Origin of the sequence: Streptomyces sp. NPDC051582, from assembly GCF_040681715.1 — a bacterium.
Classification (GTDB): Bacteria; Actinomycetota; Actinomycetes; order Streptomycetales; family Streptomycetaceae; genus Streptomyces.
This window is the reverse complement of record NZ_JBFAZJ010000003.1, coordinates 164,883-190,106: the sequence shown is the minus strand read 5'-3', so window position 1 is coordinate 190,106 and position 25,224 is coordinate 164,883. Positions and strand designations below refer to the sequence as shown.

Here is a 25,224-nt window from a genome sequence, read left to right as displayed (position 1 = left end):
CCGGCCTTTCCTGCGGCCGTTGATAGCGTCGCCGTATGGACGTCCTGCTGAAGCACACCTCCCGGCTGGGGGACGGCGAGCTCCACGAGCTGCGGGAGCTGCTCGACCGGGCCTTCGGCGGGGACTTCGCCGACGAGGACTTCGAGCACGCGCTCGGCGGCATGCACGCCCTCGTCCGCGAGGGCGGGGAGCTCGTCGCGCACGGGAGCGTCGTGCAGCGGCGGGTCCTGTACCGGGGCCGGGCCCTGCGGACCGGATACGTCGAGGCCGTCGCCGTACGGGCGGACCGGCGCGGGCACGGCCTCGGCGGGCGGGTCATGGACGCGCTGGAGGGCGTCATCGAGCGGGCCTACGTACTCGGGGCGCTGTCGGCCTCCGCCGACGGCGCCCGGCTGTACGAGCGGCGGGGGTGGGTCGTGTGGGGCGGGCGGATCGGAGCGCTGTCACCCGCCGGACCGGTGCGGCTCCCCGACGAGGAGGGGTCGACGTACGTGTGGTTCCCGCCCGGCGGGGCGCTGGAGGACCCCGCCGGGCGGCTCGACTTCGACTGGCGCGACGGCGACGTGTTGTAGCGCGTCAGCCCGAGATGCTGGGCGCGCCCGTCTCGATGTGGCCCGTGTACCGGCGCGACCAGGTGCCGTCGTTGTCCGCGAGGATCGTGAAGTCGTACCAGCCGTTGTTGTAGGCGACCGCGTTGAAGTAGTCCTCGCGCGAGGAGTTCGCCGGGACGGTGTACGTCCACGGGCCGTCCGAGCGGTAGGCGTTCGAGCGGATCGTGAAGGTGACCGGCGCGGCCGAGCCGTTCGTCATCTTGAAGTAGAGCGCCGTCTTGCCCGTGCCCGGCTCCACCGCGAAGCGGGCCGCCACCTCGATCGCCTTGCCCGCCTTCGACGTGTCGCCGATGAACCGGCGCAGGAAGCGGTTCGGTCCGTACATCGAGATGTCGTACTTGCCGGAACCGCTGCCGAGCCCGATGTTGAAGTAGTCCGTCGCCGTGCCGGCCGGATCCACCGTGTACTGCCAGGCCGCCGTGTCCCGGTACTGGTGCGGGTGGATCGAGAAGTGCGCCGCCTGCTTCGCCTGCGGGCCCTGGTTGGTCATCGAGAACCAGGCCAGGATCTTGCCGGCCGCGCCGAACTCGAAGCGGTCCAGGTTGCCGTTCACCTGGTACGGAAGGGCCCGCGCCGGACGGGTGCCGGCCTCCTGCACCGGGAGCGCGTTGTCCTGGGGCGCCGGGTTGGGCAGCGGGCCGCAGGTCGCCTGGCCGATGACCTTCGCGGTCGAGGGCAGTCCGGCCGGCACCCCGTACACCGGGCGCGCGAAGTCGAAGACGCCGGTCAGGTCGCCGGTCACCTTGCGGCGCCAGGCGCTGATGTTGGGGCAGGCCGCCGGGGTGCCGAGGGCCGCCGTCCACGTCTCCATGAACCGGAGCACCGAGGTGTGGTCGAAGACCTCCGAGCTCACCCAGCCGCCGCGCGTCCACGGGGACATGACGATCATCGGGACGCGGAAGCCGAGGCCGATCGGCGTTCCGTCGAGGTACTCGCCCGGGGTGCCGGGCGGGGCGACCGGCGGCGGGACGTGGTCGAAGAAGCCGTCGTTCTCGTCGTAGTTGAGGAACAGGACGGTGGAGTCGAAGACCTCCGGGTTCGCGGACAGCGCCCGGTAGACCAGGTCCACGAAGTGCGCGCCGTCTCCGGGCGGGGCGTACGGGTGCTCCGAGAAGGCCTCGTTCGCGACGACCCAGGAGACCTGCGGCAGGGTGCCGGCGACGACGTCCGCGCGGATGGCGGCCGCGATGTCGTCGGGGGTGGAGCCGGTGACCTTCGGGACGGAGCCCATGCCGCGGTCCCACAGCGGGTTGCCGGGCGCCGCGTCCGTGAACTTCTTGAAGTAGGCCAGCCCGTTGTCCCCGTAGTTGTCCTGGGCGTTCTGGTAGACCTTCCAGCTCATGCCGGCCCGCTGGAGGGCCTCCGCGTACGTCTCCCAGGTCAGCCCGGACTCGTCGCCGCCGTCCTTGCTGCCCGCGTCGACCTTGCCGCTCCACAGGAAGGTGCGGTTCGGGCCGGTCGCGCTCAGCGTCGAGCAGAAGTAGGCGTCGCAGATCGTGTAGTTGTCGGCGAGCCCGTAGTGGAACGGTATGTCCCCGCGGTCGAGGTAGCCGAGGGTGCGCGTGTTGCCGACGCCGAGCACCCAGTTGTCCATCCGGCCCTTGTTCCAGGCGGCGTGCTGCGAGGTCCAGCTGTGCGGGAGGTCGCCGTTGCACTGGGCGAGGGTCTCGCCGTCGACACCGCCCGCCGCGGGGGTGGAGCTGAGCTTCCACGGGTACTGCCGGCCGCCCCAGTTGGACTGGTTGAACGTGCCCCAGCCGCCCGGGATGTTGCCGGCGGCGCGGTCGCCGAAGCCGCGGACACCCTTCAGCTTGCCGAAGTAGTGGTCGAAGCTGCGGTTCTCCTGCATGAGGATCACCACGTGCTTGACGTCGGTGATCGTGCCGGTCGCGGCGGCAGCGGCCGCCGACGTCGGCGCGATCGCCGGCAGGGCGGCCCCGGCCATCAGCCCGGCGCCGATTCCCACGAAACCTCTGCGGCTGATCGGTGTCACTGGCTACTCGCCTCCAACTCAAGTGCCCCGCTGGCACATTGACGGAAAGAGTGGCGGGCGCCGGGCCAAAGGTCTACATCCGTGCGGTAAGAAGTCGGTGAACATCCGGTTGGCTTGATTCAGTCTTCGAGACGGACCAGCATTTTGCCCAGATTGTCGCCCCGCAGCATGCCCAGGAAGGCCTCCACCGTGTGATCAATTCCCTGGACAACCGTGGTGTCCGTACCGATCCGGCCGCTCTGCAGGTGGGGGACCAGGAAGTCCTCCATCTCGTTCTGCAAATTGGTGTGATTGCGAACCAATACCCCTTCCAGGCGGAGCGACTTGTGGACGACCTCGAAGAGGTTGCGCGGGGCGGCGGGCGAGCGGTCCCCGTTGTACATCGAGATCCCGCCGACCCAGGCGATCCGCCCGTACTCGCGCAGCACGTCGATCGCGCCCGCCAGATGGTCCCCGCCCACGTTGTCCACGTACACGTCGATGCCGTCGGGCGCCGCCTGCGCGAGCTGCTCGCCGACCGGCCCGTCGTGGTAGTCGAAGGCCGCGTCGAAGCCGAGCGCGTGGGTGAGGTGACGGACCTTCGCCGCCGAGCCCGCGCTGCCGACGATCCGGCCGGCGCCCAGCAGCCGCGCGATGTGCCCGGTGGCGGTGCCCACCCCGCCCGCGGCGGCCGAGACGAAGAGGTCCTCGCCCTCGCGCAGCGCGGCGGTCCGGGTGAGGGCGGCGTACGCGGTCAGGCCGGTGCCGCCGAGGATGCTCAGGTACGCCTCCAGCGGGACGCCCGCGTGGCCGCGCAGCTTGCGGGTGCCGTCCACGCCGAGGGTGACGAGGGCGTGGGTGCGCCAGCCCCGGCGGTGGAAGACCAGGTCGCCCTCGCGCAGCCCCGGATCCCGGGAGGCGAGCACCCGGCCCACCGAGCGGCCCTCCAGCGGGGTGTTCAGCGCGAAGCCGCCCTCGTCGCCGTCCATCATCCCGCGGTGGTACGGATCCACCGAGAGCAGCAGGTTCTGCACCAGGGCGGTGCCCGGAGCGGGGGAGGGGACGGGGGTCTCGACGTAAGCGAAGTCGGCCGCGACGGGGAAACCGGAGGGGCGGGCGATCTGGTGGACGGCGCGGGCGGTGTGGTTCGTGGTCATGGTGAGGACGCTAGGAAGGAATCACCGGCCCGGGCAGGGGGTTGCGCTCATGGAAGCAGCACATCCATGAACACCGCTCATAGAACGAGGTGAGAGCCGCAGTGGCCGAGCTCGCTCCGCACGAACTCCGGGTCCTGGTCGCCGTCGCCGAGACCGGCGGCTTCTCCGCCGCGGCCGTCCGGCTGGGCCTCACCCAGTCGGCCGTCTCGCACTCGGTGCGCGGCAGCGAGGCGAAGGTCGGCGCGGTCCTCTTCGAGCGCGGGCGCGGCGGGGCCTCGCCCACCCCGGCGGGGGAGGTGGCGGCGGGCCGCGCCGACCTCGGCATCGCGACGCTGAACGGGACCGGACCCGCACCCGCGGAGGCGGGCGCGCAGGGACTGCTGACCGGGGTGCTCCGGGAGGAGGCGTACGCCCTGGTCCACCCGGCCGGACATCCGGACCCGAGGGCGCTGCCCCTGCTGGACTGGGACGAGAACTGCGGCTCGTACACCCGCGACTGGTGGCGGGCCCAGGACTGGATCCCGCGCGCCACCGTCAAGGCGGAGGACGACGCGATGGTGCTGACCATGGTCGGGCGCGGGCTCGGCATGGCGATCCTGCCCGAGCTGTCGCTGCGCGAGGCCACGGACGCCGTGGACATCACCGGTCTGGGCCCTTCGGGGCCCGTGAGACGCGTGGGATACGTCACCACGCCGGAATCCGCCTCGACTCTGGCCGTACGGGCTCTGATCAGGGAACTTCGCTCTGAGAAGGCCTGAATCGGAGCTTCGCGGAGGGCCCTTTCGGGGGGTTGCCCGTCTCAGATAGTAGGAAGCCCGACTAATTGCGGAGACATACAACGGGAGCTGCCCTAGCTTTGTAGGAGCCGAACGTCTCGCCGATCCGGCGAATGGCGGTCGAGAGCGCGCGCCCTTGGGCAGGCAACCCCTGCCGCGCACCGCTCCCCGCCTCTTCCGGCGCCTTGAAGGAACCCCTCATCCGTGGCCCCGCCACGCCGTGATCTCAAGGAGTCGATCACCATGACCGCATCCACCGCAGCCCGCCGCGTCCGCCACTCCTCCACGGCCGACGCCGACCGCAAGAACGCCGCGGCCGCCCTCCAGCGCGCCCTGGACCGCCGGGACAACGGCGGCTCGACCGGCCACTGAGCACCCCCCCCCGCCGAGCACGCCGGCCCTCGGCCGTATGGGTCCACATGGTGGACGCAATATGACCGAGGGCTGGGACCGGGAGTACGGTTCCGACATGTCGACCAGCATCAATCTCGCAGTGATCCCCGGTGATGGCATCGGCCAGGAAGTCGTGGCTCAGGGCCTCAAGGTCCTTACCGCGGTCCTGCCCCAGGACGTGAAGCTGGAGACCAAGGAGTACGACCTCGGCGCGCAGCGCTGGCACCGCACCGGTGAGACCCTCCCGGACGCGGAGCTGGAGGCCCTCAAGCACCACGACGCGATCCTGCTGGGCGCCATCGGCGACCCGTCGGTCCCGTCCGGCGTGCTGGAGCGCGGCCTGCTGCTGAAGCTCCGCTTCGCCTTCGACCACTTCATCAACCTGCGCCCGTCGAAGCTCTTCCCGAACACGGCCACCCCGCTGGCCGGCCGTCCGGAGATCGACTTCGTGGTGGTCCGCGAGGGCACCGAGGGCCCGTACACCGGCAACGGCGGCAGCCTGCGCACCGGTACGCCCGCCGAGGTGGCCACCGAGGTCAGCATCAATACGGCGTACGGCGTGGAGCGCGTCGTCCGCGACGCGTACGAGCGGGCCAACTCCCGCCCCCGCAAGAAGCTGACGCTGGTCCACAAGAACAACGTCCTCGTGTACGCGGGCCACATGTGGAAGAACATCTTCGACAAGGTCGGCCAGGAGTACCCCGAGGTCACCACCGACTACCTGCACGTCGACGCCGCGACGATCTTCTTCGTCACGCAGCCCGAGCGCTTCGACGTCATCGTCACGGACAACCTCTTCGGCGACATCCTCACCGACCTGGCCGCGGCCGTGACCGGCGGAATCGGCCTCGCCGCCTCCGGGAACATCAACCCGACCGGCGCCTTCCCGTCCATGTTCGAGCCCGTCCACGGCTCGGCCCCGGACATCGCCGGCACCGGCAAGGCCGACCCGACCGCGACGATCCTCTCGGTCGCCCTCCTGCTGCGCCACCTCGGCCACGAGGACCGGGCCGTCCGCATCGAGGACGCGGTCTCGGCCGACCTCGCGGAGCGCGACGGCACCTTCCGCTCCACCGAGCAGATCGGCGACGCGCTCGCCGCCCGAGTAGCCGGCTGACCCGGCAGCTCCACCTCAGGAAGCCGCCGGGTCGCGCGTACGACGCACCCGGCGGCTTTTCCTGTGCGGCCCCGGGTGCCACCATCTCCCCTGGGCCGCATTCACTCCGCTTCACCCCGCTTCTCCGCAGGCACCTCGCGAGCGATAATCGAACGCGAGACCGCGGAATGCGGAGAAGCTCGGACGTCCTGGTACGCCGTGAGCGCGGTCCGCCCTACAAAACCGGTGAAGGACAAGCACTCATGACGACGCCCACGATCGAGCTCAAGCCCTCCTCGAACCCGCTGTCCGATGCGGAGCGCGAGGCGATCCTGGCCAGCCCCGGCTTCGGCCGCCACTTCACCGACCACATGGTGACGATCAAGTGGACCGAGGGCCGCGGCTGGCACGATGCAGAGCTGGTCCCGTACGCGCCGCTGTCGATCGACCCGGCGAACATGACCCTGCACTACGCGCAGACGATCTTCGAGGGTCTCAAGGCCTACAAGCAGCCCGACGGCACCGTCGCCACGTTCCGCCCGCGGGCCAACGCCGAGCGCTTCCAGGCCTCCGCCCGCCGCATGGCGATGCCCGAACTGCCCGCCGACCTCTTCATCGAAGCCTGCGACGCGCTCATCAAGCAGGACCGGGCCTGGGTGCCGGAGTCCGGCGAGGCCTCCCTGTACCTGCGGCCGTTCATGTTCGCGTCCGAGGTCGGCCTCGGCGTCCGTCCGGCCAACGAGTTCCTCTTCATGGTCATCGCCTCGCCCGCCGGCGCGTACTTCCCCGGCGGCGTCAAGCCGGTCTCCGTCTGGCTCTCCGAGGAGTACGTCCGCGCCGTCAAGGGCGGTACGGGCGCGGCCAAGACCGGCGGCAACTACGCGGCCTCGCTCGTCGCCCAGGCCCAGGCCGCCGAGCACGGCTGCGACCAGGTGGTCTGGCTCGACGCCGTCGAGCACCGCTGGATCGAGGAGATGGGGGGCATGAACCTGTACTTCGTCTACGGCGACCGCATCGTCACCCCGGAGCTGACCGGCTCGCTCCTGCCGGGCATCACCCGCGACTCCCTCCTCACCATCGCCCGCGACCTCGGCTACACCGCCGAGGAGGGACGCATCTCCACCGAGGACTGGAAGCGCGACAACGAGAACGGCACCCTGACCGAGGTGTTCGCCTGCGGCACCGCCGCCGTCATCACCCCGGTCGGCTCGGTCAAGTCCGAGCGCGCCAACTGGACCCAGGGCACCGGCGAGCCCGGCGAGGTCACCATGAAGCTCCGCAAGGCGCTGCTGGAGCTCCAGACCGGCCGCACCGCCGACACCCACGGCTGGATGCACCCGCTCGGCTAGTCGGCGGCGCGCCCGCCGCGAAGAGCGTCACGAAGAGCGCCGCGAAGGAGAGGTCCCGGCCGGGAGGCCGGGGCCTCTTCGTGTGGTCCGGGGCCCGGCTCGCCGGCCGGTGCGGGCGGGTCGCCTCACCCGTACGGGCCACCCGTACGCGGGTCCGCCGAAGGTGCTTCGCACCATCGCCCGCCCGGGGCGCGGCGCCCGCCCGCGCCCGTGTCCGCGGCCCCTTTCGGCCCGCCCGGCGCTCCGTCGCGGCGCGCGGGTCCGGCCCGTTCGGAGATGCGGTGGGCGTACGGGCGTGCGACGTTGATCGCGCCCGCCCTTGCGGCGCCGGACAACGGCTCCGGGCGGCACGCTGCGCCCCCCAGCGGCGTGAATCTCTCGTGCGCCGGCCGCCACGGCCGGCGGGAAGGCGGATTCCCATGAAGCGGTTCGTTGCCTCCAGCCTGCTGTGCGCGGCCGTGGTACTCGGCGCCTCGGCATGCTCCAGCGATGACGACACGACGCCGGCGGAGGCAGCCTCGTCGGCCAGTGCGGCGCTGTGCACCAGCCTGGTCCAGCTGAAGTCGGACAATGCCGCGCTCAAGGCGCTGAGCCCGGCCACGGCCACCAAGGACCAGCTGAAGTCGGCGTACGACGCCGTCCAGAACGACTGGAACAAGGTCAAGGAGAACACCTCGGCCCTGAAGTCGGCGGAGAAGGACGCCGTGACGACGGCCGCGGAGAACCTCAAGAAGGCCTACGAGGACCTGCCGGGCGACACCACGGGCAAGGACGCGATCACTCAGCTCCAGCCGCAGGTGCAGGCGCTGGACACCGCGGCCACCCAGGCGACGACCGCGAACAACTGCCGCTAGCGCACGGCGGCGACGGTCGCGCGGGCCCCGGGGGACGTCCCCCCGGGGCCCGCGCCGTGCACCGGTCCCGGCGTCCGCCGTCAGTCGACGGCGACCGCCACCTTGCCCGCGGCCGCGGTGCCGGCCGCACCCGCGGTCCGCAACGTCAGGGCCGTGTAGACGAGGCCGCCGGCCAGGCCGGAGAGGACGAAGGAGCAGTCCACGCCGCCGGTCAGGGCGAGCAGCGGGCCCTCGTAGAAGGGGGTGGTCACCGCGAGCAGGCCGACTCCGGCGCCCACGGCCCAGGAGACGGTGGCGGCCACGTTCCAGCCGGCGCGGTACCAGTAGATCCCGCCCACCGAGCGGCGGTTGAAGACCTGGAGCGCGTCGGGGTCGTACTGCCCGCGGCAGCGGACGTAGCCGATCAGCGTGATCACGGCCCAGGGGGTGCCGATCGCCGTCAGCAGCAGCACGAACGAGGTCATCGCTGACTGCACGTCCCACTCGAAGGAGCCGATGAAGACGAACGCGGTGGCCACGGCGGCCGCGACCAGCGTGGCCTTGGCGCGGGTGGCCCTGGGCACGATGGCGTCGAGGTCGAGGCCCATGGAGTAGAGCATCAGCCCGGCGTTGCCCACCGAGCCGGCCGCGGCGGCGGCGAGCAGCGGGAGCAGGTACCAGAACGGCGCGGCCTCGACGAGGGGCCCGGCGTAGTCGGCGCCGGCCCTGGCGGCGAGCGCGGTGTAGGTGCCGAACAGCTGCGGGATCAGCAGGCCGATCAGCAGGCCGAGGGCCGTGGACCAGAACACCTTGCGGGAGCCGTGCCTGCGGGGGGAGATGTAGCGGGTGTAGTCGCCGAGCAGGGTGATGAAGGCGACGGGTCCGCTGAGCCCGGCGGCGACGGCGGCGAGCAGCCAGGTCGGCCAGAAGGAGCCGAGCAGGTACGAGGTCTGCGGCGGGGCGGCGGTGGTGAAGTCGGGGGCGTACGCGAACAGGCCGACGGCGAGCAGCACCACCATGCCGATGGAGAGAACCTTGCTCATGCGCAGCAGCAGCCGGTAGCCGAAGACGGCCCCGACGACGGTACAGGCGGCCAGTACCCCGTACATCACGGCCCGCGTCACGCCGGTGTCCGGCAGACCCGTCAGCCGGGACAGGACGCCGACCATGACGTCGCCGCCGATCCACAGGGTGAGCGCGGTGTAGCCGAGTGCGAGCAGCAGGCCGACCACCGAGCCGACGAGCCGGCCGCGCACGCCGAACTGGGCGCCGCTGGAGGTGGAGAGGTTGGTCGCCGTGCGCAGGGACACCAGCGCCAGCGGCGCGGTGAAGGCGATGCCGACGAGCGTGCCGGTCACGATGGCGGTGACCGAGGGCCACAGACCCAGTCCGAAGGACGGGGGCAGCCAGCCGAACACGATCACGCCGAGGCAGAGATTGGAGCCGAGCAGGATCGAGATCAGGTCACGGGGACCGCTCGTCCGCTCCTCCTCGGGGATGGTGTCGACTCCGCGCTGTTCGATGGGCATGGGGGGACTCCCTTGGCAGGGCGGGGGGTGGTTCGCATGTGTTTGAACGACACTCAATGTGACCTAACCGCTGGTCCCAGGTCAATGCTTCATTGCCGAGAAATGAAGAGTTAGAGTGATGCTCTAACCCATCGACTCAAAAGGTGGTGGATCGGCGTGCGGCTGACCCCTACGGAGCGCGACCGGCTGCTGCTGCGCAGCGCGGCGGAACTGGCCAGGGCCCGGAGGGCCCGCGGACTGAGGCTCAACGTCCCGGAGGCCACCGCGCTCGTCGCGGACACGGTCTGCGAGGCCGCGCGTGACGGCAAGCGGCTCGCGGAGGCCATCGAGGAGGCCCGCAGCGTGCTCGGCCCGGCCGATGTGCTGCCCGGCGTGGCCGACGTGGTCACCGAGGTGCACGTGGAGGCCGTCTTCGACGACGGCTCCCGCCTCGCGGTGGTCCCGGCCCCGATCCGGGGCGCGGTGCCGCTCGGCGATAACGCCCCGGGCGCCGTCGTACCGGGCCCCGGCGCCCCGCAGCCGGAGCCGGCGCTGCACCTGCACGTGCGCAACACGGCCCCCGTGCCGGTGAGCGTGACCTCCCACTTCCACTTCTTCGAGGCGAACCCCCGCCTCGACTTCGACCGCGCCGCGGCCTACGGCATGCGGCTGTGCGTGCCCGCGGGCTCGTCCGTACGGTTCGACCCGCACGGTGAGGCCGAGGTCGGCCTCGTCCCCATCGGCGGCGACCGCATCGCGATCGGCTTCGCCGGACTGGTCGACGGGCCCCTGGACGCCCCCGGGGCCAAGGACGAGGCCCTGCGCCGCGCCGCGGCCTGCGGCTACCTGGGCACGGGAAGCGACGAATCGGCAGACGGAGAGCAGGCGTGAGCAAGCAGACCAGGCACAGCGACCACTGTGCGCCGGGCAGCCGGCACATCGACCCCCACGAGTACGCCTCCGTCTTCGGCCCCCGCGTCGGCGACCGGGTCCGGCTCGGCGACTCCGGGCTCACCGTCCGGGTCGAGCACGACGCCCAGAAGCCGGGCGACGAGTTCCTGGCCGGCTTCGGCAAGACCGCCCGCGACGGACTGCACCTGAAGGCCGCGGCCGTCCGGGAGACCTGCGACGTCGTGATCAGCAACGTGCTGGTCATCGACGCCGTCCTCGGCATCCGCAAGGTCTCGATCGGCATCCGCGAGGGCCGCATCCACGCCATCGGCCGGGCCGGCAACCCGGACACCCTCGACGGGGTGGACGTCGTGGTCGGCACCGGCACGAGCATCGTGTCCGGCGAGGGCCTGATCGCCACCGCCGGCGCCGTCGACACCCACGTCCACCTGCTCTCCCCGAGGGTGATGGAGGCCTCGCTCGCCGCTGGCGTCACCACGATCATCGGCCAGGAGTTCGGCCCGGTCTGGGGCGTCGGCGTCAACTCCCCGTGGGCGCTGCGCCACGCTTTCAACGCCTTCGACGCCTGGCCCGTCAACATCGGCTTCCTCGCCCGCGGCTCCTCCTCGGACGCCGCGCCCCTGGTCGAGGCCCTGGCCGAAGGGGGCGCCAGCGGCTTCAAGGTCCACGAGGACATGGGCGCCCACACCCGCGCCCTGGACACCGCGCTGCGGGTGGCCGAGGAGCACGACGTACAGGTCGCCCTGCACAGCGACGGTCTCAACGAGTGCCTGTCCGTCGAGGACACCCTGCGCGTCCTGGACGGCCGCACCATCCACGCCTTCCACATCGAGGGCTGCGGCGGCGGACACGTCCCCAACGTGCTGAAGATGGCGGGCGTGCCGAACGTCATCGGCTCCTCCACCAACCCCACCCTGCCCTTCGGCCGGGACGCGGTCGCCGAGCACTACGGCATGATCGTCTCCGTCCACGACCTCAAGCCGGACCTCCCCGGCGACGCCGCCATGGCCCGCGACCGCATCCGTGCGGGCACCATGGGCGCCGAGGACGTCCTGCACGACCTGGGCGCGATCGGCATCACCTCCTCCGATGCCCAGGGCATGGGCCGCGCCGGCGAGACCATCCGCCGCACCTTCGCCATGGCCGCCAAGATGAAGGGCGAGCTCGGCCCCCTCGAAGGCGACGGCGAGGGCGACGACAACGCCCGCGTCCTGCGCTACATGGCCAAGCTGACCATCAACCCGGCCATCGCCCACGGCCTGGCCCACGAGATCGGCTCCATCGAGGTCGGCAAGCTGGCCGACATCGTCCTGTGGCGCCCCCCGTTCTTCGGCGCCAAACCGCAGCTGGTCCTCAAGTCCGGCTTCCCCGCGTACGGGGTCACCGGCGACCCCAACGCAGCCACCGACACCTGCGAACCGCTGGTCCTCGGACCGCAGTTCGGCTCGTACGGAGCCACCCCCGCCGACATCTCCGTCGCCTTCGTCTCCGCAGCCGCGGCGGCGCTGGGCAGCGACGAGATGCCCACCCGACGCCGCCGCGTCGCCGTCCGCGGCACCCGCGGCATCGGCCCCGGGAACCTCCTCCTCAACTCCCGGGTGGGCGCGGTCGACGTGGACGCGCGCAGCGGGCTCGTCACCCTCGACGGCGACCCGCTGCGCTCCGAAGCGGCCGACTCGGTCTCCCTCAACCGCCTGTACTTCTTGTAACCGCCACAGCTCGTAGGCGGCACAGCCCTTAAGGACCCTGCCATGACTGCAAAGCCCACGGACCACGGCTTCCGGATGCCCGCCGAGTGGACGCCCCACGAGCGCACCTGGATGGCCTGGCCCAGCCCCAACCCGACCTTCACCAACGAGCGGGAGCTCGCCGAGGCCCGCGAAGCCTGGGGCGCCGTCGCCCGCGCGGTGCGCTCGTACGAGCCGGTGACCCTCGTCGTCTCGCCCGGTGACGCCGAGAGCGCCCGCGCCGTCGTCGGCGAGGACGTGCGGCTGGTGGAGCGCGAGCTCGACGACGCCTGGATGCGCGACATCGGCCCGACCTTCGTCACCAACGAGGCCGGCGAGCTGGCCGCCGTGGACTGGACCTTCAACGGCTGGGGCGCCCAGCAGTGGGCCCGCTGGGAGCACGACTCCAAGGTCGCCCGGCACGTCTCGGACCTCGCCGGCACCCGTACGTACAGCACGCCCCTCGTCAACGAGGGCGGTGCGATCCACGTGGACGGCGAGGGCACCGTGCTCCTGACCGACACCGTGCAGCTGGGCGAGGGGCGCAACCCCGGCTGGACCCGCCGGCAGGTCGAGGAGGAGGTCCACGCCCACCTCGGCACCACCAAGGCGATCTGGCTTCCGTACGGCCTGGCCGGCGACTACGGCACCTACGGCACGCAAGGCCACGTGGACATCGTGGCCGCCTTCGCCCGCCCCGGCGTGGTCATGGTCCACTCCCAGCCCGACCCCGCCCACCCCGACCACGAGCGCTGCAAGACCATCGCCGCCATCCTGCGCGCCTCCACCGATGCGCGGGGCCGGCGGCTGGAGGTCGTGGAGATCCCGGCGCCGACCGTGCTGGAGGAGGACGGGGAGTGGGTGGACTACTCCTACATCAACCACTACCTGTGCAACGGCGGCGTGGTGCTGTGCTCCTTCGACGACCCGCGCGACGAGGAGGCCGCCGAGATCTTCCGCGGCCTGTTCCCCGAGCGGACCGTGACACTGGTTGACGCACGTACGATTTTCGCCGGGGGTGGCGGTATCCACTGCATCACCCAGCAGCAGCCGAAGGTCTGACCTGCGGCGGATCGACGAAGGAGTGGCCCATGGCGGCGGGTGGAGTACGTGCGGTGCGGAAGAACGCGCCGCCGCGCGAGGACGTACTCGTCGCCGCCATGGCCACGATCGCCGAGCGCGGCCTGGAGGGCCTGACCATGGCCGGGCTGGGCCGCCAGGTCGGCATGAGCAGCGGCCACCTCCTCTACTACTTCGGCAGCAAGGACGAGCTCCTGCTGCAGACGCTGGAGTGGAGCGAGGCGGCCCTGGGCGCCCGTCGCCGGGCACTGCTGGGCCGCAGCGGCTCGGCGCGCGAGCGGCTCCAGGCGTACGTGGACCTCTATGTGCCCGAGGAGGCCCGGGATCCGCACTGGACCCTGTGGCTGGAGGTCTGGAACCGCTCGCAGAACGCCGGTCCGCAGGAACGCGAGCGCCAGGCCGCCATCGAGGGAGCGTGGCACCGCGACCTGGTGGCCCTGCTGGCCGAGGGCATCTCGCGCGGGGAGTTCCGGGCCGTGGACCCCGACCGCTTCGGCGCGCGGCTGCGGGCCCTGCTCGACGGGTTCAGCATCCAGGTCGCCGTCGGCCTGCCCGGGATAGGGCGGGCGGACATCCTGGCCCACGTCTCGGAATTCCTCGACGAGGCTCTCGTATCGTGAGACGCGGTGCTCTCGCGGTGAGACGGTGTGACACACTGCGGACGTGCCTGCTCAGCTCATGATTATGGACAGCAGCGCGCCGGTCCGCAGTGGCCGCTGAACCGCGGAAGAACTTCGCGGAAGCGGCCACAGTGCCCCAGACCCGCGCGCAGACCTCTCGCACCCGCGAGGGGTCTTTTCGTTTCCCGGCTCCACTCCTGCCGGAAGCGGACCGCGCGCGATGATTGGGGGCAGTGGCGGCAGCCCGCTCTCGGGCGGGCAGTCCGGAACCACTCATCCGACAGGGAGTCACTCAGCATGACGACGACAGAGGCGACAGGGCCGGCGGCTCAGCACCCCGCCGACGACGCGGACAGCTTCCACGTCTTCGACACCACCCTGCGCGACGGCGCCCAGCGTGAGGGCATCAACCTCACCGTCGCCGACAAGCTGGCGATCGCCCGGCACCTGGACGACTTCGGAGTGGGCTTCATCGAGGGCGGCTGGCCCGGCGCCAACCCCCGGGACACGGAGTTCTTCGCCCGCGCCCGCGCCGAGATCGACTTCAAGCACGCCAAGCTGGTCGCCTTCGGCGCGACCCGGCGGGCGGGCGGCTCGGCCGCCGAGGACCCGCAGGTACGGGCCCTGCTCCAATCGGGCGCCCCGGTGATCACCCTGGTCGCCAAGTCCCACGACCGGCACGTCGAGCTCGCCCTGCGCACCACGCTCGAAGAGAACCTGGAGATGGTCCGCGACACCGTCTCCCACCTCGTCGCCCAGGGCCGCCGCGTCTTCGTCGACTGCGAGCACTTCTTCGACGGGTACCGGGCCAACGCCGAGTACGCGAAGTCGGTCGTACGCACCGCCCACGAGGCCGGCGCCGACGTCGTCATCCTCTGCGACACCAACGGCGGCATGCTCCCCGCCCAGGTGACCGCGGTCGTCGCGACCGTGCTCGCCGACACCGGAGCCCGGCTGGGCATCCACGCCCAGGACGACACCGGCTGCGCCGTCGCCAACACGCTGGCCGCCGTCGACGCGGGCGCCACGCACGTCCAGTGCACCGCGAACGGCTACGGCGAGCGCGTCGGCAACGCCAACCTCTTCCCGGTTGTCGCCGCGCTGGAGATCAAGTACGGCCGCAGGGTCCTCCCCGAGGGCGCGCTCGCCGAGATGACCCGCATCTCGCACGCCATCGCCGAGGTCGTCAACCTCACGCCCTCCACGCACCAGCCGTACGTCGGCGTCTCGGCCTTCGCGCACAAGGCGGGCCTGCACGCCTCGGCCATCAAGGTCGACCCGGACCTCTACCAGCACATCGATCCCGAGCGGGTCGGCAACACCATGCGGATGCTGGTCTCCGACATGGCCGGCCGCGCCTCCATCGAGCTCAAGGGCAAGGAACTCGGCGTCGATCTCGGCGGGGACCGGGCCCTGGTCTCCCGGGTCGTGGAGCGGGTCAAGGAACGGGAGCTGTCGGGCTACACGTACGAGGCCGCCGACGCCTCCTTCGAGCTGCTGCTGCGCGCCGAGGTCGAGGGCCGCGCCCGCAAGTACTTCCGTACGGAGTCCTGGCGGGCCATCGTCGAGGACCGCCCCGACGGCACCCACGCCAACGAGGCCACGGTCAAGCTGTGGGCCAAGGGCGAGCGGATCGTCGCCACGGCGGAGGGCAACGGCCCCGTCAACGCCCTGGACCGGGCGCTGCGGGTGGCCCTGGAGCGCTTCTACCCCCAGCTGGCCAAGTTCGAGCTGGTGGACTACAAGGTCCGCATCCTGGAGGGCAAGCACGGCACGGAGTCCACGACGCGCGTCCTGATCGCCACGACGGACGGCACGCGCGAGTGGTCGACGGTGGGCGTCGCCCAGAACGTGATCGCCGCTTCCTGGCAGGCCCTGGAGGACGCCTTCACGTACGGCCTCCTCCATGCGGGCGTCGAACCCGCCGAGTAGTCCGCCGGGCCGCCGCCGGGAACGTGCCGCGGGGGCCGCTGGGCTTTATGTCCATCTCACACAGAAAAGGGGCGGTTCCGGTAGCGTCTGGAGCATGAGGACCAGGCTGATACCCGTACGTTCCGGTCGACTGCTCGGCGGCCTGCTGCTGGCCCTGTCCGCGACCGCGCTGGTGGCCGCCCCGCAGGCGGTGGCGGCCACCGGACCCGCCGCCGTGGCCGAGGCCCTCAAGGAGGGCCCGGTGTACGTGGACCCCCGGGCCGAGGCGCAGCTGCCGAAGGACCGGGCGGACGCCCTCGCGAAGAAGATCAAGGACGCGGGGAAGCCGGTGTTCGTCGCCGTGCTGCCGGCCGGCTCCGAGTTCCCCGCCGACAGCGTGCTGCGCACGGTCCGGGCCGAGACCGGCATCACCGGGCTGTACGCGATCCGGCTCGGCGACGGCTTCAACGCGGGCGCCGACCGTTCGGTCATGCCCCCCAACGCGGTCCGCAACCTGACGGACGCGGTGAAGGCCGGCGGGCCCGTGGATGCGACCACGGAGATCAACAACTTCGTCGACCAGGCGCTGACGCAGGTCAAGGGCCGGGCACCGGCCTCCTGGGGCGACACGGGCGCCGACGCCGGGGTCCCGGTCGGCGGTCTGGTCGCGCTCGGCGCGGTGGCCGTGATCGGCGGCGGCGGTGCGTACGCGCTGGTGCGCCGGAACCGGAAGAAGAAGGAAGAGGCGCGGCGCGAGGCGATCGAGAAGCTGCGCGTGGTCGTGGACGAGGACATCACGGCCTTCGGCGAGGAGCTGGACCGGCTGGACTTCCACCCGGGTGAGCCCGGCGCGGACGACGCGATGCGCGGGGACTACGAAAAGGGCCTCGACTCGTACGAGAAGGCCAAGGACATCATGGCCTCGGTCCAGTACCCGGAAGAGGTCAAGGGGGTCACCCAGGCCCTGGAGGACGGCCGGTTCGCGCTGGCCCGCCTCGACGCGCGCCGTCAGGGGAAGCCGCTGCCCGAGCGCCGCTCGCCCTGCTTCTTCGACCCGCGGCACGGGCCGAGCACGCAGGACGCCGCGTGGTCGCCGGCCGGCGGGGTGGCGCGTACCGTCCCCGTGTGCGCGGCGGACGCCGTCCGGCTGCGTGACGGCGAGGACCCGGCGGTCCGTACGGTCGACACGGAGTACGGCCCGCGTCCGTACTACGACGCGGGCCCGGCGTACGGCCCGTGGGCCGGTGGATATTTCGGCGGCGGCATCCTGCCCGGGCTGCTCGTGGGCACGATGCTCGGTTCGATGATGTCGAGTCCCGCCTACGCCTCCGACATGGGTGGCGGTTACGTCGGCGGGGACTTCTCCGGCGCCGACTTCAACTCCTCCGACTTCGGGGGAGGGGACTTCGGCGGCGGGGGCGGGTTCGACGGCGGCGGCGGGTTCGACGGCGGGGGCGGCTTCTAGGGGCCGTGCCCCTCGGTACCGCCCCCGGGACCCGGCGGCGTCAGGCGGTTCAGGCCTGCTTGATGGCCGAGATGTCGAAGGTCAGCTTGACCTTGTCGCTGACCATGACACCGCCGGCCTCCAGCGCCGCGTTCCAGGTCAGGCCCCAGTCGGAGCGCAGGATCTCGGCGGAGCCCTCGAAGCCGACGCGCTCGTTGCCGTAGACGTCGGTGGCCGAGCCGTTGAACTCCAGGTCGATGGAGAGCGGGCGGGTGACGTCCTTGATGGTCAGCTCGCCGGTGATGCGGTACGCGTCGCCGCCGAGCCGCGCCGCCTCGGTGGAGCGGAACGTCATCAGCGGGAAGGCCTCTGCGTCGAAGAAGTCACCGCTGCGCAGGTGGCCGTCGCGGTCGGCGATGCCGGTGTCCACGGAGGCGATCTTCACCTCGATGGTGGCGGCGGAGCGGGCCGGGTCGCCGCCGTCGAGCTGCAGGGCGCCCGAGTAGTCGGTGAAGGCGCCGCGGACGTTGGTCACCATCGCGTGGCGGACGGTGAAGCCGATGCTGCTGTGGGCGGCGTCGATGACGTACTCGCCGGTGAGGGCCGCGAGGGCCGGGTCCACGTCGAGGGTGGCGACGGCGGCGGTGGCGTCCTGGCTGCGGCGGTTGAAGAGACCCATGATGTGCTCCCTGGTGGTGGCGGGGCTGCTGCGCCCCGTGTTGGTTGAACTTTCAACGAGAACGACGCTAGACCTATTCCGTTCAAATTTCAACATCCCAGGGCGGTGTGTCGCCGTTTTGTCGAACTTCCACAAAGGAGAGGGGTCCGGCCTGGTGGTGTCCGCGCATCGCGGGGCGGTTCTGTCCGGGCCGGACAGCGGAACACTTCCGAGACTGTGTGAAATCAACGGAGGTTTTTCTTCGACCGCTTCGTAAGGTCGATACATGACCGTTGTGGACCAGACTCCGAGCGAGCCGACGGACGCCCGCGGGCGCGTGGCCGAGCTGCACTCCCTGCGCGAGCAGGCGCGGCGTGGACCCAGTGACCGGGCGACCGAGGCGCAGCACGCCAAGGGCAAGCTGACCGCGCGCGAGCGCATCGCGCTGCTGCTCGACGAGGGTTCCTTCAAGGAGGTCGAACAGCTGCGCCGCCACCGTGCGAGCGGCTTCGGCCTCGAAAGCAAGAAGCCCTACACCGACGGTGTCATCACCGGCTGGGGCACGGTCGAGGGCCGCACGGTCTTCGTCTACGCACACGACTTCCGCATCTTCGGCGGCGCCCTGGGCGAGGCCCACGCCACGAAGATCCACAAGATCATGGACATGGCCATCGCGGCCGGTGCCCCGCTGGTCTCGCTGAACGACGGCGCCGGCGCCCGTATCCAGGAGGGCGTCTCCGCGCTCGCCGGCTACGGCGGCATCTTCCAGCGCAACACCAGGGCCTCGGGTGTCATCCCGCAGATCTCGGTGATGCTGGGCCCGTGCGCCGGCGGCGCCGCGTACTCCCCGGCGCTGACGGACTTCGTGTTCATGGTCCGCGAGACCTCGCAGATGTTCATCACCGGCCCCGACGTCGTCCGCGCCGTCACCGGTGAGGAGATCTCCCAGAACGGCCTCGGCGGCGCCGACGTGCACGCCGAGACCTCCGGCGTCGCGCACTTCGCGTACGACGACGAGGAGACCTGCATCTCCGAGGTGCGCTACCTCATCTCGATGCTGCCCTCCAACAACCGCGAGAACCCGCCGGTCCACGAGACCTCCGACGCCGCCGACCGGCGCTCGGACGTCCTGCTCGACCTGGTCCCCGCGGACGGCAACCGCCCGTACGACATGCACAAGGTGATCGAGGAGCTCGTCGACGAAGGCGACTTCCTGGAGATCCACGAGCGCTGGGCCCGCAACATCATCTGCGCACTGGCCCGGCTCGACGGCCAGGTCGTCGGCATCGTCGCCAACCAGCCCGCCCACCTCGCCGGCGTCCTCGACATCGAGGCCTCCGAGAAGGCCGCGCGCTTCGTCCAGATGTGCGACGCCTTCAACATCCCGATCATCACGCTGCTGGACGTGCCCGGCTTCCTGCCGGGCGTCGACCAGGAGCACGGCGGCATCATCCGCCACGGCGCCAAACTGCTGTACGCGTACTGCAACGCCACCGTCCCGCGGATCTCGCTGATCCTGCGCAAGGCCTACGGCGGCGCGTACATCGTCATGGACTCGCAGTCCATCGGCGCGGACATCACGTACGCCTGGCCGACGAACGAGATCGCGGTCATGGGTGCCGAAGGCGCCGCCAACGTCATCTTCCGCAAGCAGATCGCGGAGGCCGAGGACCCCGAGGCGATGCGCGCGCGCATGGTCAAGGAGTACAAGGCCGAGCTGATGCACCCGTACTACGCGGCCGAGCGCGGTCTCGTCGACGACGTCATCGACCCGGCGGAGACCCGCGAAACCCTGATCAGCGCACTGGCGATGCTCCGCAGCAAGCACGCCGACCTGCCGTCCCGCAAGCACGGCAACCCGCCGCAGTAGAGCGAAGGAGACCTGCCACCCATGTCCAAGACCGCCGACACCCTGCTGCGCGTCGAAAAGGGCAACGCAGCCCCCGAGGAGCTGGCCGCGATCACCGCGATCCTGCTGGCCCGCGCCGCGTCCGCCCCCGAGGGTCCCGTGGTGCACCGCATCGGCTCCCAGGCCCGCTGGCGCCGCCTGGAGCGCACCCCCGGCTTCCGCGCCCCGCACAGCTGGCAGGGCTAGCCCGCGAGGCCGGTCCCACCGGATCTTCCCGGAACAGACCGAAAGGCCCCCGCACTCCTCGGAGTGCGGGGGCCTTTCGCATGCGGGCCGCGGTGCCTACCGCAGGCGGGCCATGAGGGCGTGCTCGACCAGGGTGATGAGCGCGCTCTTGGCGTCCGCGCGGTGGCGCGCGTCGGTGGTGATGATCGGGGCGTCCGGGCCGATCTGCAGGGCCTCGCGGACCTCCTCCGGCGTGTACGGCTGGTGGCCGTCGAAGCCGTTGAGGGCGATGACGAACGGCAGGCCGCTGTTCTCGAAGTAGTCCACGGCCGGGAAGCAGTCCGCCAGGCGCCGCGTGTCGACGAGCACGACGGCACCGATGGCACCGCGGACGAGGTCGTCCCACATGAACCAGAAGCGGTCCTGGCCCGGCGTACCGAAGAGGTACAGGATCAGGTCCTGGTCCAGGGTGATGCGGCCGAAGTCCATCGCGACCGTGGTGGTCGTCTTGTCCCCGGTGTGGGTCAGATCGTCGATGCCGGCCGACGCGGACGTCATCACGGCTTCGGTGCGCAGCGGGTTGATCTCGGAGACCGCGCCGACGAACGTGGTCTTGCCCACGCCGAAGCCGCCCGCCACCACGATCTTCGCGGAGGTGGTGGAGCGAGCCGCTCCGCCGTTAGAGCTTGCGAAGTCCACTGAGCACCCTTTCGAGCAGTGTCACATCTGGCTGGCCGCCGGCAGACTCGTCGCCGCCGGGCTGGTGAATGGCGACAAGGCCCGCCTCCGCCAGGTCGGCGACGAGGATGCGGGCGACACCAAGAGGAATGGAGAGAAGTGCCGAGATCTCCGCGACGGATTTGATCTCCTGGCACAGGCGGCAGATGCGCTGGTGCTCGGGCAACTGCCCTTGCAGGCGCGCCGGATCCGCCGTGGTACTGACCAGCGCCTCGATGGCGAGCTGGTAGCGCGGCCGGGTACGGCCGCCGGTCATCGCGTACGGACGCACCAGCGGGTTGTGCGCCTTGGGGGCCTGCTGCTGCGGAGCCCGGAGGGGCTGCTGCGAGGGCCGGTGGGGCGGCTGGACCTGCTGGGGCTGGCCGTACGGCTGCTGCTGGTAGGGATTGTGCTCCGGAACCTGCCGGCTGGGAGCGGAGGGGAAGTTGAAGCGGTTCTGGTCGTGCTGCCCACCCTGCGGCTGCTGCGCGCCGCCATAAGGATGTCCTCCGGGTGTTGTCACGTTTCCTCCTCCGACTCCAAGAACGCAGTACTCCCTGTGGAACCGCGCCACCGCACCCTATGGTGCGATGACGCGAAACGCACTGCCTGTTTGCTAGTTGAGAAGACTTCCCTGCAGCTCCGAACGCAGTTCCGGGGTGAGGACACTGCCTGCTCGGTCCACGAGGAGGGCCATCTCATAGCCCACGAGGCCGATGTCGCACTCGGGGTGCGCGAGCACCGCGAGGGACGATCCATCGGAAACGGACATGAGGAAAAGGAACCCGCGGTCCATCTCGACGACAGTCTGGTTGACGGCGCCACCCTCGAAGATGCGGGAGGCTCCTGCGGTCAGCGACGTCAGACCGGAGGCCACGGCCGCCAGCTGATCGGCGCGGTCGCGCGGGAATCCGTCGGACATCGCCAGAAGAAGGCCGTCGGCGGAGACCACCACCGTGTGGGACACCCCGGGGGTGTTGTCCACGAAGTTGGTGATCAACCAGTTCAGGTTCTGTGCCGCCTGGCTCATCGGGCTCACACTAACGCTCCTGGTCATAGCTGTTACTTGACTGCTCAGAACCCGCGTTGCGTCCCTGCTGGACACCGCGCCGCAGGTTGCTCAACCTGCCGCGGACGTCCTCCGGTGCGCGGGAGACCTGGGGGCCGCCCTGCGGGGTCGTCTCCGCCGCGCCCTCGACCAGGTTGGCCTTGGGCACGCGCCGAGGGAGACCGGACGGGGTGACCCCGCCCGCCTTCGGCTCACGGAGTTTGGCTGCCTGCTGCCAGCGCTCGTCGTTGTTCGAGCGCCAGTCGTCGCCGCCGCCAGCACCCTCCGGGGCCTGCTCCGTCTCAGCGGGCCGCTGCTGTCGCTGCGGCCGCTGCTCGAAGAGGGATCCGGAGGACTCCGCTTCCTTCTGTGCCGGCTGCCACTGCTGCTGGCTGCCGCGGCGCGGCAGGCCCGCTCCGGTCACTTCGTGGCCGGTGTCGGCAGCGGCGCCCGGACGGTCGAAGCCTACGCGGTCCGGGGCGGGTTCGGGAGCGGACTGGGGTTCCGATTCGGTCCCGTAGCCCTGCTGGTAGCCGCCGGAATAGCTGTTCTGTTCGGGCCACTCCGCCTGCGGGGACTGGGATGCGTAGCCGGCGTCGTACGCCGGGGCGTCCTGCCGGCCATCCTGGTATCCGGCTTCCGGATAACCGTAGTCCTGCTGCGGGTACGCCTCGTAACCCTGCTGGGCCGCCTGGGCCTGCCGGGAGTCGTACGAGCCGTCGTAACCCTGTTCGGGCTGCTGCTCGTACTCCTGGTACGGCTGGTACCCGTGTTCGGGCTGGGGTTCCGCATACTCCTGGCCGGCGAACTCGCCCTGCTCCTGCCCGTAGCCCACCTGGGCTTCGAGCGCGGCCCGGCGCTCCTGCTGGGCCAGGGAGCGGCCGAGCGGGTTCAGCCCGCCGCCCTCGCCGCCCTGCTGGCCGGCGCCGCCCGCCTCGTAGCGGGAGTCGTCGAAGCCCAGCTCGGCGGCCGTGCGCATCGGGATGGCCTGCTGGATCTGCTGCTGCGGGATCATCGAGGAGACCGTGAAGTCGTCGTCCGGGATCCCCTCGCCACCACCACCATGGGTGATCGCGTCCGGGAGCATGACCAGCGACGTGGTTCCGGCGGCCTCGCCCGAGGGGCGCAGCTGGACCCGGATGCTGTGGCGGTCCGCCAGCCGGCCGACCACGAACAGACCCATGCGCTGGGAGATCGCGGCGTCCACGGTCGGCGGGTTGGCCAGCTTGTGGTTGATGTCCGCGAAGTCCTCGGCGGTGAGGCCGATGCCCTTGTCGTGGATCTCCACCATCACGCGGCCGTCGGGCAGACGCGTGGCGTTGACACGGACCTTGGTCTGCGGGGAGGAGAACGTCGTGGCGTTCTCCAGGAGCTCGGCGAGCAGGTGCACGAGGTCGGTCACGGCCTGGCCGTGGATCTCGGCCTCGGAGACGCCCGAGAGCTCGATGCGCTCGTACTGCTCCACCTCGGAGGAGGCGGCGCGCAGGACGTCGACCAGGGGGACCGGCTGGTCCCAGCGGCGGCCCGGTTCCTCACCCGCGAGGATGAGGAGGTTCTCGCCGTTGCGACGCATACGGGTGGCCAGGTGGTCCAGGCGGAAGAGGTTCTCCAGCTGGTCCGGGTCGGCCTCGTTGTTCTCCAGGTCGGTGATGAGGGTCAGCTGGCCCTCGATCAGCGACTGGTTGCGTATGGAGAGGTTCGTGAAGATCGCGTTGACGTTCCCTCGCAGGAGCGCCTGCTCGGCGGCGAGCCGGACCGCTTCCCGGTGGACCTGGTCGAAGGCGCGGGCGACCTCGCCGATCTCGTCCTGGGAGTTGATCGGGATCGGCGCGACACGGGTGTCGACCTTGCCCGGGTCGGTGCGCGAGAGCTGGTCGACGAGCATCGGCAGGCGCTGCTCGGCGACGTCGAAGGCGGCGCTGCGCAGCCGGCGCATCGAGTTGCTCATCTGGCGGGCCATCATGGCCGCCAGGATGAACGCGGCGAGCAGGGCCACGACCACGATGGCGCCGGTCCAGATGGCGTCGTTGCGGGCCTCGTCGGAGACGGCGACCGAGTCGGTCACGGCCTTGCCGAGGAGCTCCTTCTCGATCTCGGCGTAGCCCTCGAACTTGGCGGTGGCCCCGGCCTGCCAGGCCTGGGGCGTGGTGCCGTTCGCGATGACCTTGTTCTTGCCCTCGCCGCTGGCTATCGCTTCGGTCATGCCGGTGAGGGCGGAGTTGTTGACGATCGGCGGCGCCTTGAAGGGGGTGCCGGCCTGCTCGGCCGCCCGCTTGGCCAGCGCGAGCTTCTCGGCGCCCTCCTGGGACTTCTTGCCCATGACGTCCTGGAGGCGCTTGACGTCCTCCTCGGTGCCGGCCGCGACGTACTCGCCGATCGCGATGTCTTCGAGGTAGGCGTACGAGGAGAAGGCGACGAGCTGGGCCTTGCGGATGTCCTCGTTCTCGTTCGGGCGCACCAGGAGGTGGGTGCCGACCGCGCGCTGGAGCGAGTTCGCGGCCTTGGCCAGCTCCACCGCGTAGACCATGCGGCCGTAGCTGGTGACGTTGCCGGTGCCCAGACCGAGTTCGTTGGAGAACGTCATGAGGTAGTGCTGGACCAGCACGTACCCCTCTTCGGTCGGGATCGGGCCGTTCGCGCTCGGCGGGTTCTTCTTCGCCGTCTCCGGTACGGCGTACGCCGACTGGCGGACGGCGGCGAGCTTGGGCTCCTCCTGGTGGAAGAGCTCCAGACGGCGCTCCAGTCCGGAGTTCGAGGGGAGGTCCTTCGCGGCCTGGGCGAACTTCTCCTTGGCCGCGTCGGTGGCCGCGTACGCCTTCGTGACGGCCTGGTTGTTCCGGTCGCCCTTGAGGAGCGGCTCGGCCGTGAGGTCGCGCTCGTTGAGGAGCGCCTGGCCGTATTCGGCTGCCGCCTGGACGATGCGGGCCGTCTTCTCGGCGTCCTTGGCCTCGTTCCAGCGGTCGACGGATCCCTTGACCTGGAAGCCGCCCATCACCAGTCCGACGAGGACGGGGACGAGCAGGATCGCGTTCAGCTTGGTCGGCACGCGCCAGTTGCGGGGGGAGAACCTGCTGGTGCTGCCGCTCTTCGCCGGCGGGTCGACGGGTACGTCGACCGGCGACGTACCCGCACGCTGCGGCGGGGTGAAGTTGCCGCGCGCGGGTTCATCCGCGGGGCTTGAGTTGCTTCGCCTCACTCGACCAACAACCTTCCGGCGGTGCTACTAGCTAGTTAGTTGAATTCCAGCACGGTTAACGGCCGTGTTCCAAACAGTTGGAATCAGCCATTCCAAGAGCCTTATGTCACGCATAAAACGGACATAAAGAGCGAGCTGCGGC

22 protein-coding genes are annotated in these 25,224 nt (G+C 70.9%); 14 read left to right on the top strand and 8 right to left on the bottom strand.

The genetic code is table 11. The features are described 5' to 3' along the window. Positions 1-35 precede the first annotated feature (35 nt). Complete coding sequence (locus AB0M92_RS06450; RefSeq protein ID WP_366100949.1) at positions 36-572, top strand: GNAT family N-acetyltransferase; 537 nt, start codon at positions 36-38, stop codon at positions 570-572. Between the two features lie 4 nt (positions 573-576). Here the strand turns inward: AB0M92_RS06450 and AB0M92_RS06445 are convergent, their stop codons facing one another. Both AB0M92_RS06445 and AB0M92_RS06440 read right to left on the bottom strand, forming a co-directional pair. Then, positions 577-2,604: a phosphocholine-specific phospholipase C gene (locus AB0M92_RS06445; protein ID WP_366100948.1), complete on the bottom strand. Its 2,028-nt coding sequence runs from the start codon at positions 2,602-2,604 to the stop codon at positions 577-579. Positions 2,605-2,723: 119 nt separating this feature from the next. Further along, positions 2,724-3,740, bottom strand: coding sequence for an NADP-dependent oxidoreductase (locus AB0M92_RS06440; RefSeq protein ID WP_366100947.1), 1,017 nt, complete (start codon positions 3,738-3,740; stop codon positions 2,724-2,726). A gap of 101 nt (positions 3,741-3,841) precedes the next feature. Between AB0M92_RS06440 and AB0M92_RS06435 the strand changes: the two genes are divergently transcribed. The 5 genes from AB0M92_RS06435 (at position 3,842) to AB0M92_RS06415 (ending at position 8,208) form a co-directional block, all read left to right on the top strand. Beyond that, positions 3,842-4,498, top strand: coding sequence for a LysR family transcriptional regulator (locus AB0M92_RS06435; protein WP_366100946.1), 657 nt, complete (start codon positions 3,842-3,844; stop codon positions 4,496-4,498). Positions 4,499-4,759: 261 nt separating this feature from the next. Next, the gene (locus tag AB0M92_RS06430; protein WP_266625109.1) at positions 4,760-4,888 is read left to right on the top strand and encodes a hypothetical protein; all 129 of its coding nucleotides are present in this window, start codon (positions 4,760-4,762) and stop codon (positions 4,886-4,888) included. Between the two features lie 97 nt (positions 4,889-4,985). After that, on the top strand, positions 4,986-6,026 hold the full coding sequence (locus tag AB0M92_RS06425) for a 3-isopropylmalate dehydrogenase (RefSeq protein ID WP_229336321.1): 1,041 nt from the start codon (positions 4,986-4,988) through the stop codon (positions 6,024-6,026). 242 nt (positions 6,027-6,268) lie between these two features. Further along, positions 6,269-7,354 (top strand): branched-chain amino acid aminotransferase, encoded by a 1,086-nt coding sequence (locus AB0M92_RS06420; protein ID WP_048475979.1) that lies wholly within the window; start codon positions 6,269-6,271, stop codon positions 7,352-7,354. Between the two features lie 419 nt (positions 7,355-7,773). After that, the gene (locus AB0M92_RS06415) at positions 7,774-8,208 is read left to right on the top strand and encodes a hypothetical protein (RefSeq protein ID WP_366100945.1); all 435 of its coding nucleotides are present in this window, start codon (positions 7,774-7,776) and stop codon (positions 8,206-8,208) included. Between the two features lie 80 nt (positions 8,209-8,288). Here the strand turns inward: AB0M92_RS06415 and AB0M92_RS06410 are convergent, their stop codons facing one another. Then, the gene (locus tag AB0M92_RS06410; RefSeq protein ID WP_366100944.1) at positions 8,289-9,716 is read right to left on the bottom strand and encodes a cytosine permease; all 1,428 of its coding nucleotides are present in this window, start codon (positions 9,714-9,716) and stop codon (positions 8,289-8,291) included. 156 nt (positions 9,717-9,872) lie between these two features. On the opposite strand from AB0M92_RS06410, the gene ureA reads away from it, so the two are divergent. From ureA to AB0M92_RS06380, 6 genes are all read left to right on the top strand, one after another. Further along, entirely contained in the window at positions 9,873-10,586 is a 714-nt protein-coding gene (gene ureA / locus AB0M92_RS06405; RefSeq protein WP_366100943.1) for an urease subunit gamma, read from the top strand. Further along, positions 10,583-12,316, top strand: a complete 1,734-nt coding sequence (locus tag AB0M92_RS06400) for an urease subunit alpha (RefSeq protein ID WP_366100942.1) — start codon at positions 10,583-10,585, stop codon at positions 12,314-12,316. Before ureA ends, AB0M92_RS06400 begins: the two co-directional genes overlap by 4 nt. A gap of 42 nt (positions 12,317-12,358) precedes the next feature. Then, positions 12,359-13,396: an agmatine deiminase family protein gene (locus tag AB0M92_RS06395; protein ID WP_366100941.1), complete on the top strand. Its 1,038-nt coding sequence runs from the start codon at positions 12,359-12,361 to the stop codon at positions 13,394-13,396. Positions 13,397-13,425: 29 nt separating this feature from the next. Then, a complete protein-coding gene (locus tag AB0M92_RS06390) occupies positions 13,426-14,034 on the top strand; it encodes a TetR/AcrR family transcriptional regulator (protein ID WP_366100940.1) in 609 nt (202 codons plus the stop codon). Positions 14,035-14,331: 297 nt separating this feature from the next. Continuing rightward, on the top strand, positions 14,332-15,966 hold the full coding sequence (gene cimA / locus AB0M92_RS06385) for a citramalate synthase (RefSeq protein ID WP_366100939.1): 1,635 nt from the start codon (positions 14,332-14,334) through the stop codon (positions 15,964-15,966). Positions 15,967-16,060: 94 nt separating this feature from the next. Further along, positions 16,061-17,410, top strand: a complete 1,350-nt coding sequence (locus tag AB0M92_RS06380) for a hypothetical protein (protein WP_366100938.1) — start codon at positions 16,061-16,063, stop codon at positions 17,408-17,410. A gap of 49 nt (positions 17,411-17,459) precedes the next feature. Here AB0M92_RS06380 and AB0M92_RS06375 read toward each other — a convergent pair whose 3' ends face one another. Then, positions 17,460-18,068, bottom strand: coding sequence for a YceI family protein (locus AB0M92_RS06375; protein ID WP_366100937.1), 609 nt, complete (start codon positions 18,066-18,068; stop codon positions 17,460-17,462). A 265-nt stretch (positions 18,069-18,333) separates the two neighbouring features. Here AB0M92_RS06375 and AB0M92_RS06370 point away from each other — a divergent pair, with 265 nt between their 5' ends. Next, a complete protein-coding gene (locus AB0M92_RS06370; protein WP_099889307.1) occupies positions 18,334-19,917 on the top strand; it encodes an acyl-CoA carboxylase subunit beta in 1,584 nt (527 codons plus the stop codon). 21 nt (positions 19,918-19,938) lie between these two features. Further along, the gene (locus AB0M92_RS06365; RefSeq protein WP_366100936.1) at positions 19,939-20,142 is read left to right on the top strand and encodes an acyl-CoA carboxylase subunit epsilon; all 204 of its coding nucleotides are present in this window, start codon (positions 19,939-19,941) and stop codon (positions 20,140-20,142) included. Between the two features lie 96 nt (positions 20,143-20,238). On the opposite strand, the gene AB0M92_RS06360 is transcribed toward AB0M92_RS06365, so the two are convergent. The 4 genes from AB0M92_RS06360 to AB0M92_RS06345 form a co-directional block, all read right to left on the bottom strand. Next, entirely contained in the window at positions 20,239-20,820 is a 582-nt protein-coding gene (locus AB0M92_RS06360) for an ATP/GTP-binding protein (protein ID WP_037792108.1), read from the bottom strand. After that, the gene (locus AB0M92_RS06355; protein WP_366100935.1) at positions 20,801-21,361 is read right to left on the bottom strand and encodes a DUF742 domain-containing protein; all 561 of its coding nucleotides are present in this window, start codon (positions 21,359-21,361) and stop codon (positions 20,801-20,803) included. The genes AB0M92_RS06360 and AB0M92_RS06355 overlap by 20 nt, the downstream gene beginning before the upstream one ends. A 93-nt stretch (positions 21,362-21,454) precedes the next feature. Next, on the bottom strand, positions 21,455-21,868 hold the full coding sequence (locus AB0M92_RS06350) for a roadblock/LC7 domain-containing protein (RefSeq protein ID WP_008739857.1): 414 nt from the start codon (positions 21,866-21,868) through the stop codon (positions 21,455-21,457). A gap of 10 nt (positions 21,869-21,878) precedes the next feature. Continuing rightward, complete coding sequence (locus AB0M92_RS06345; protein WP_366100934.1) at positions 21,879-25,082, bottom strand: nitrate- and nitrite sensing domain-containing protein; 3,204 nt, start codon at positions 25,080-25,082, stop codon at positions 21,879-21,881. Positions 25,083-25,224: the final 142 nt, after the last annotated feature.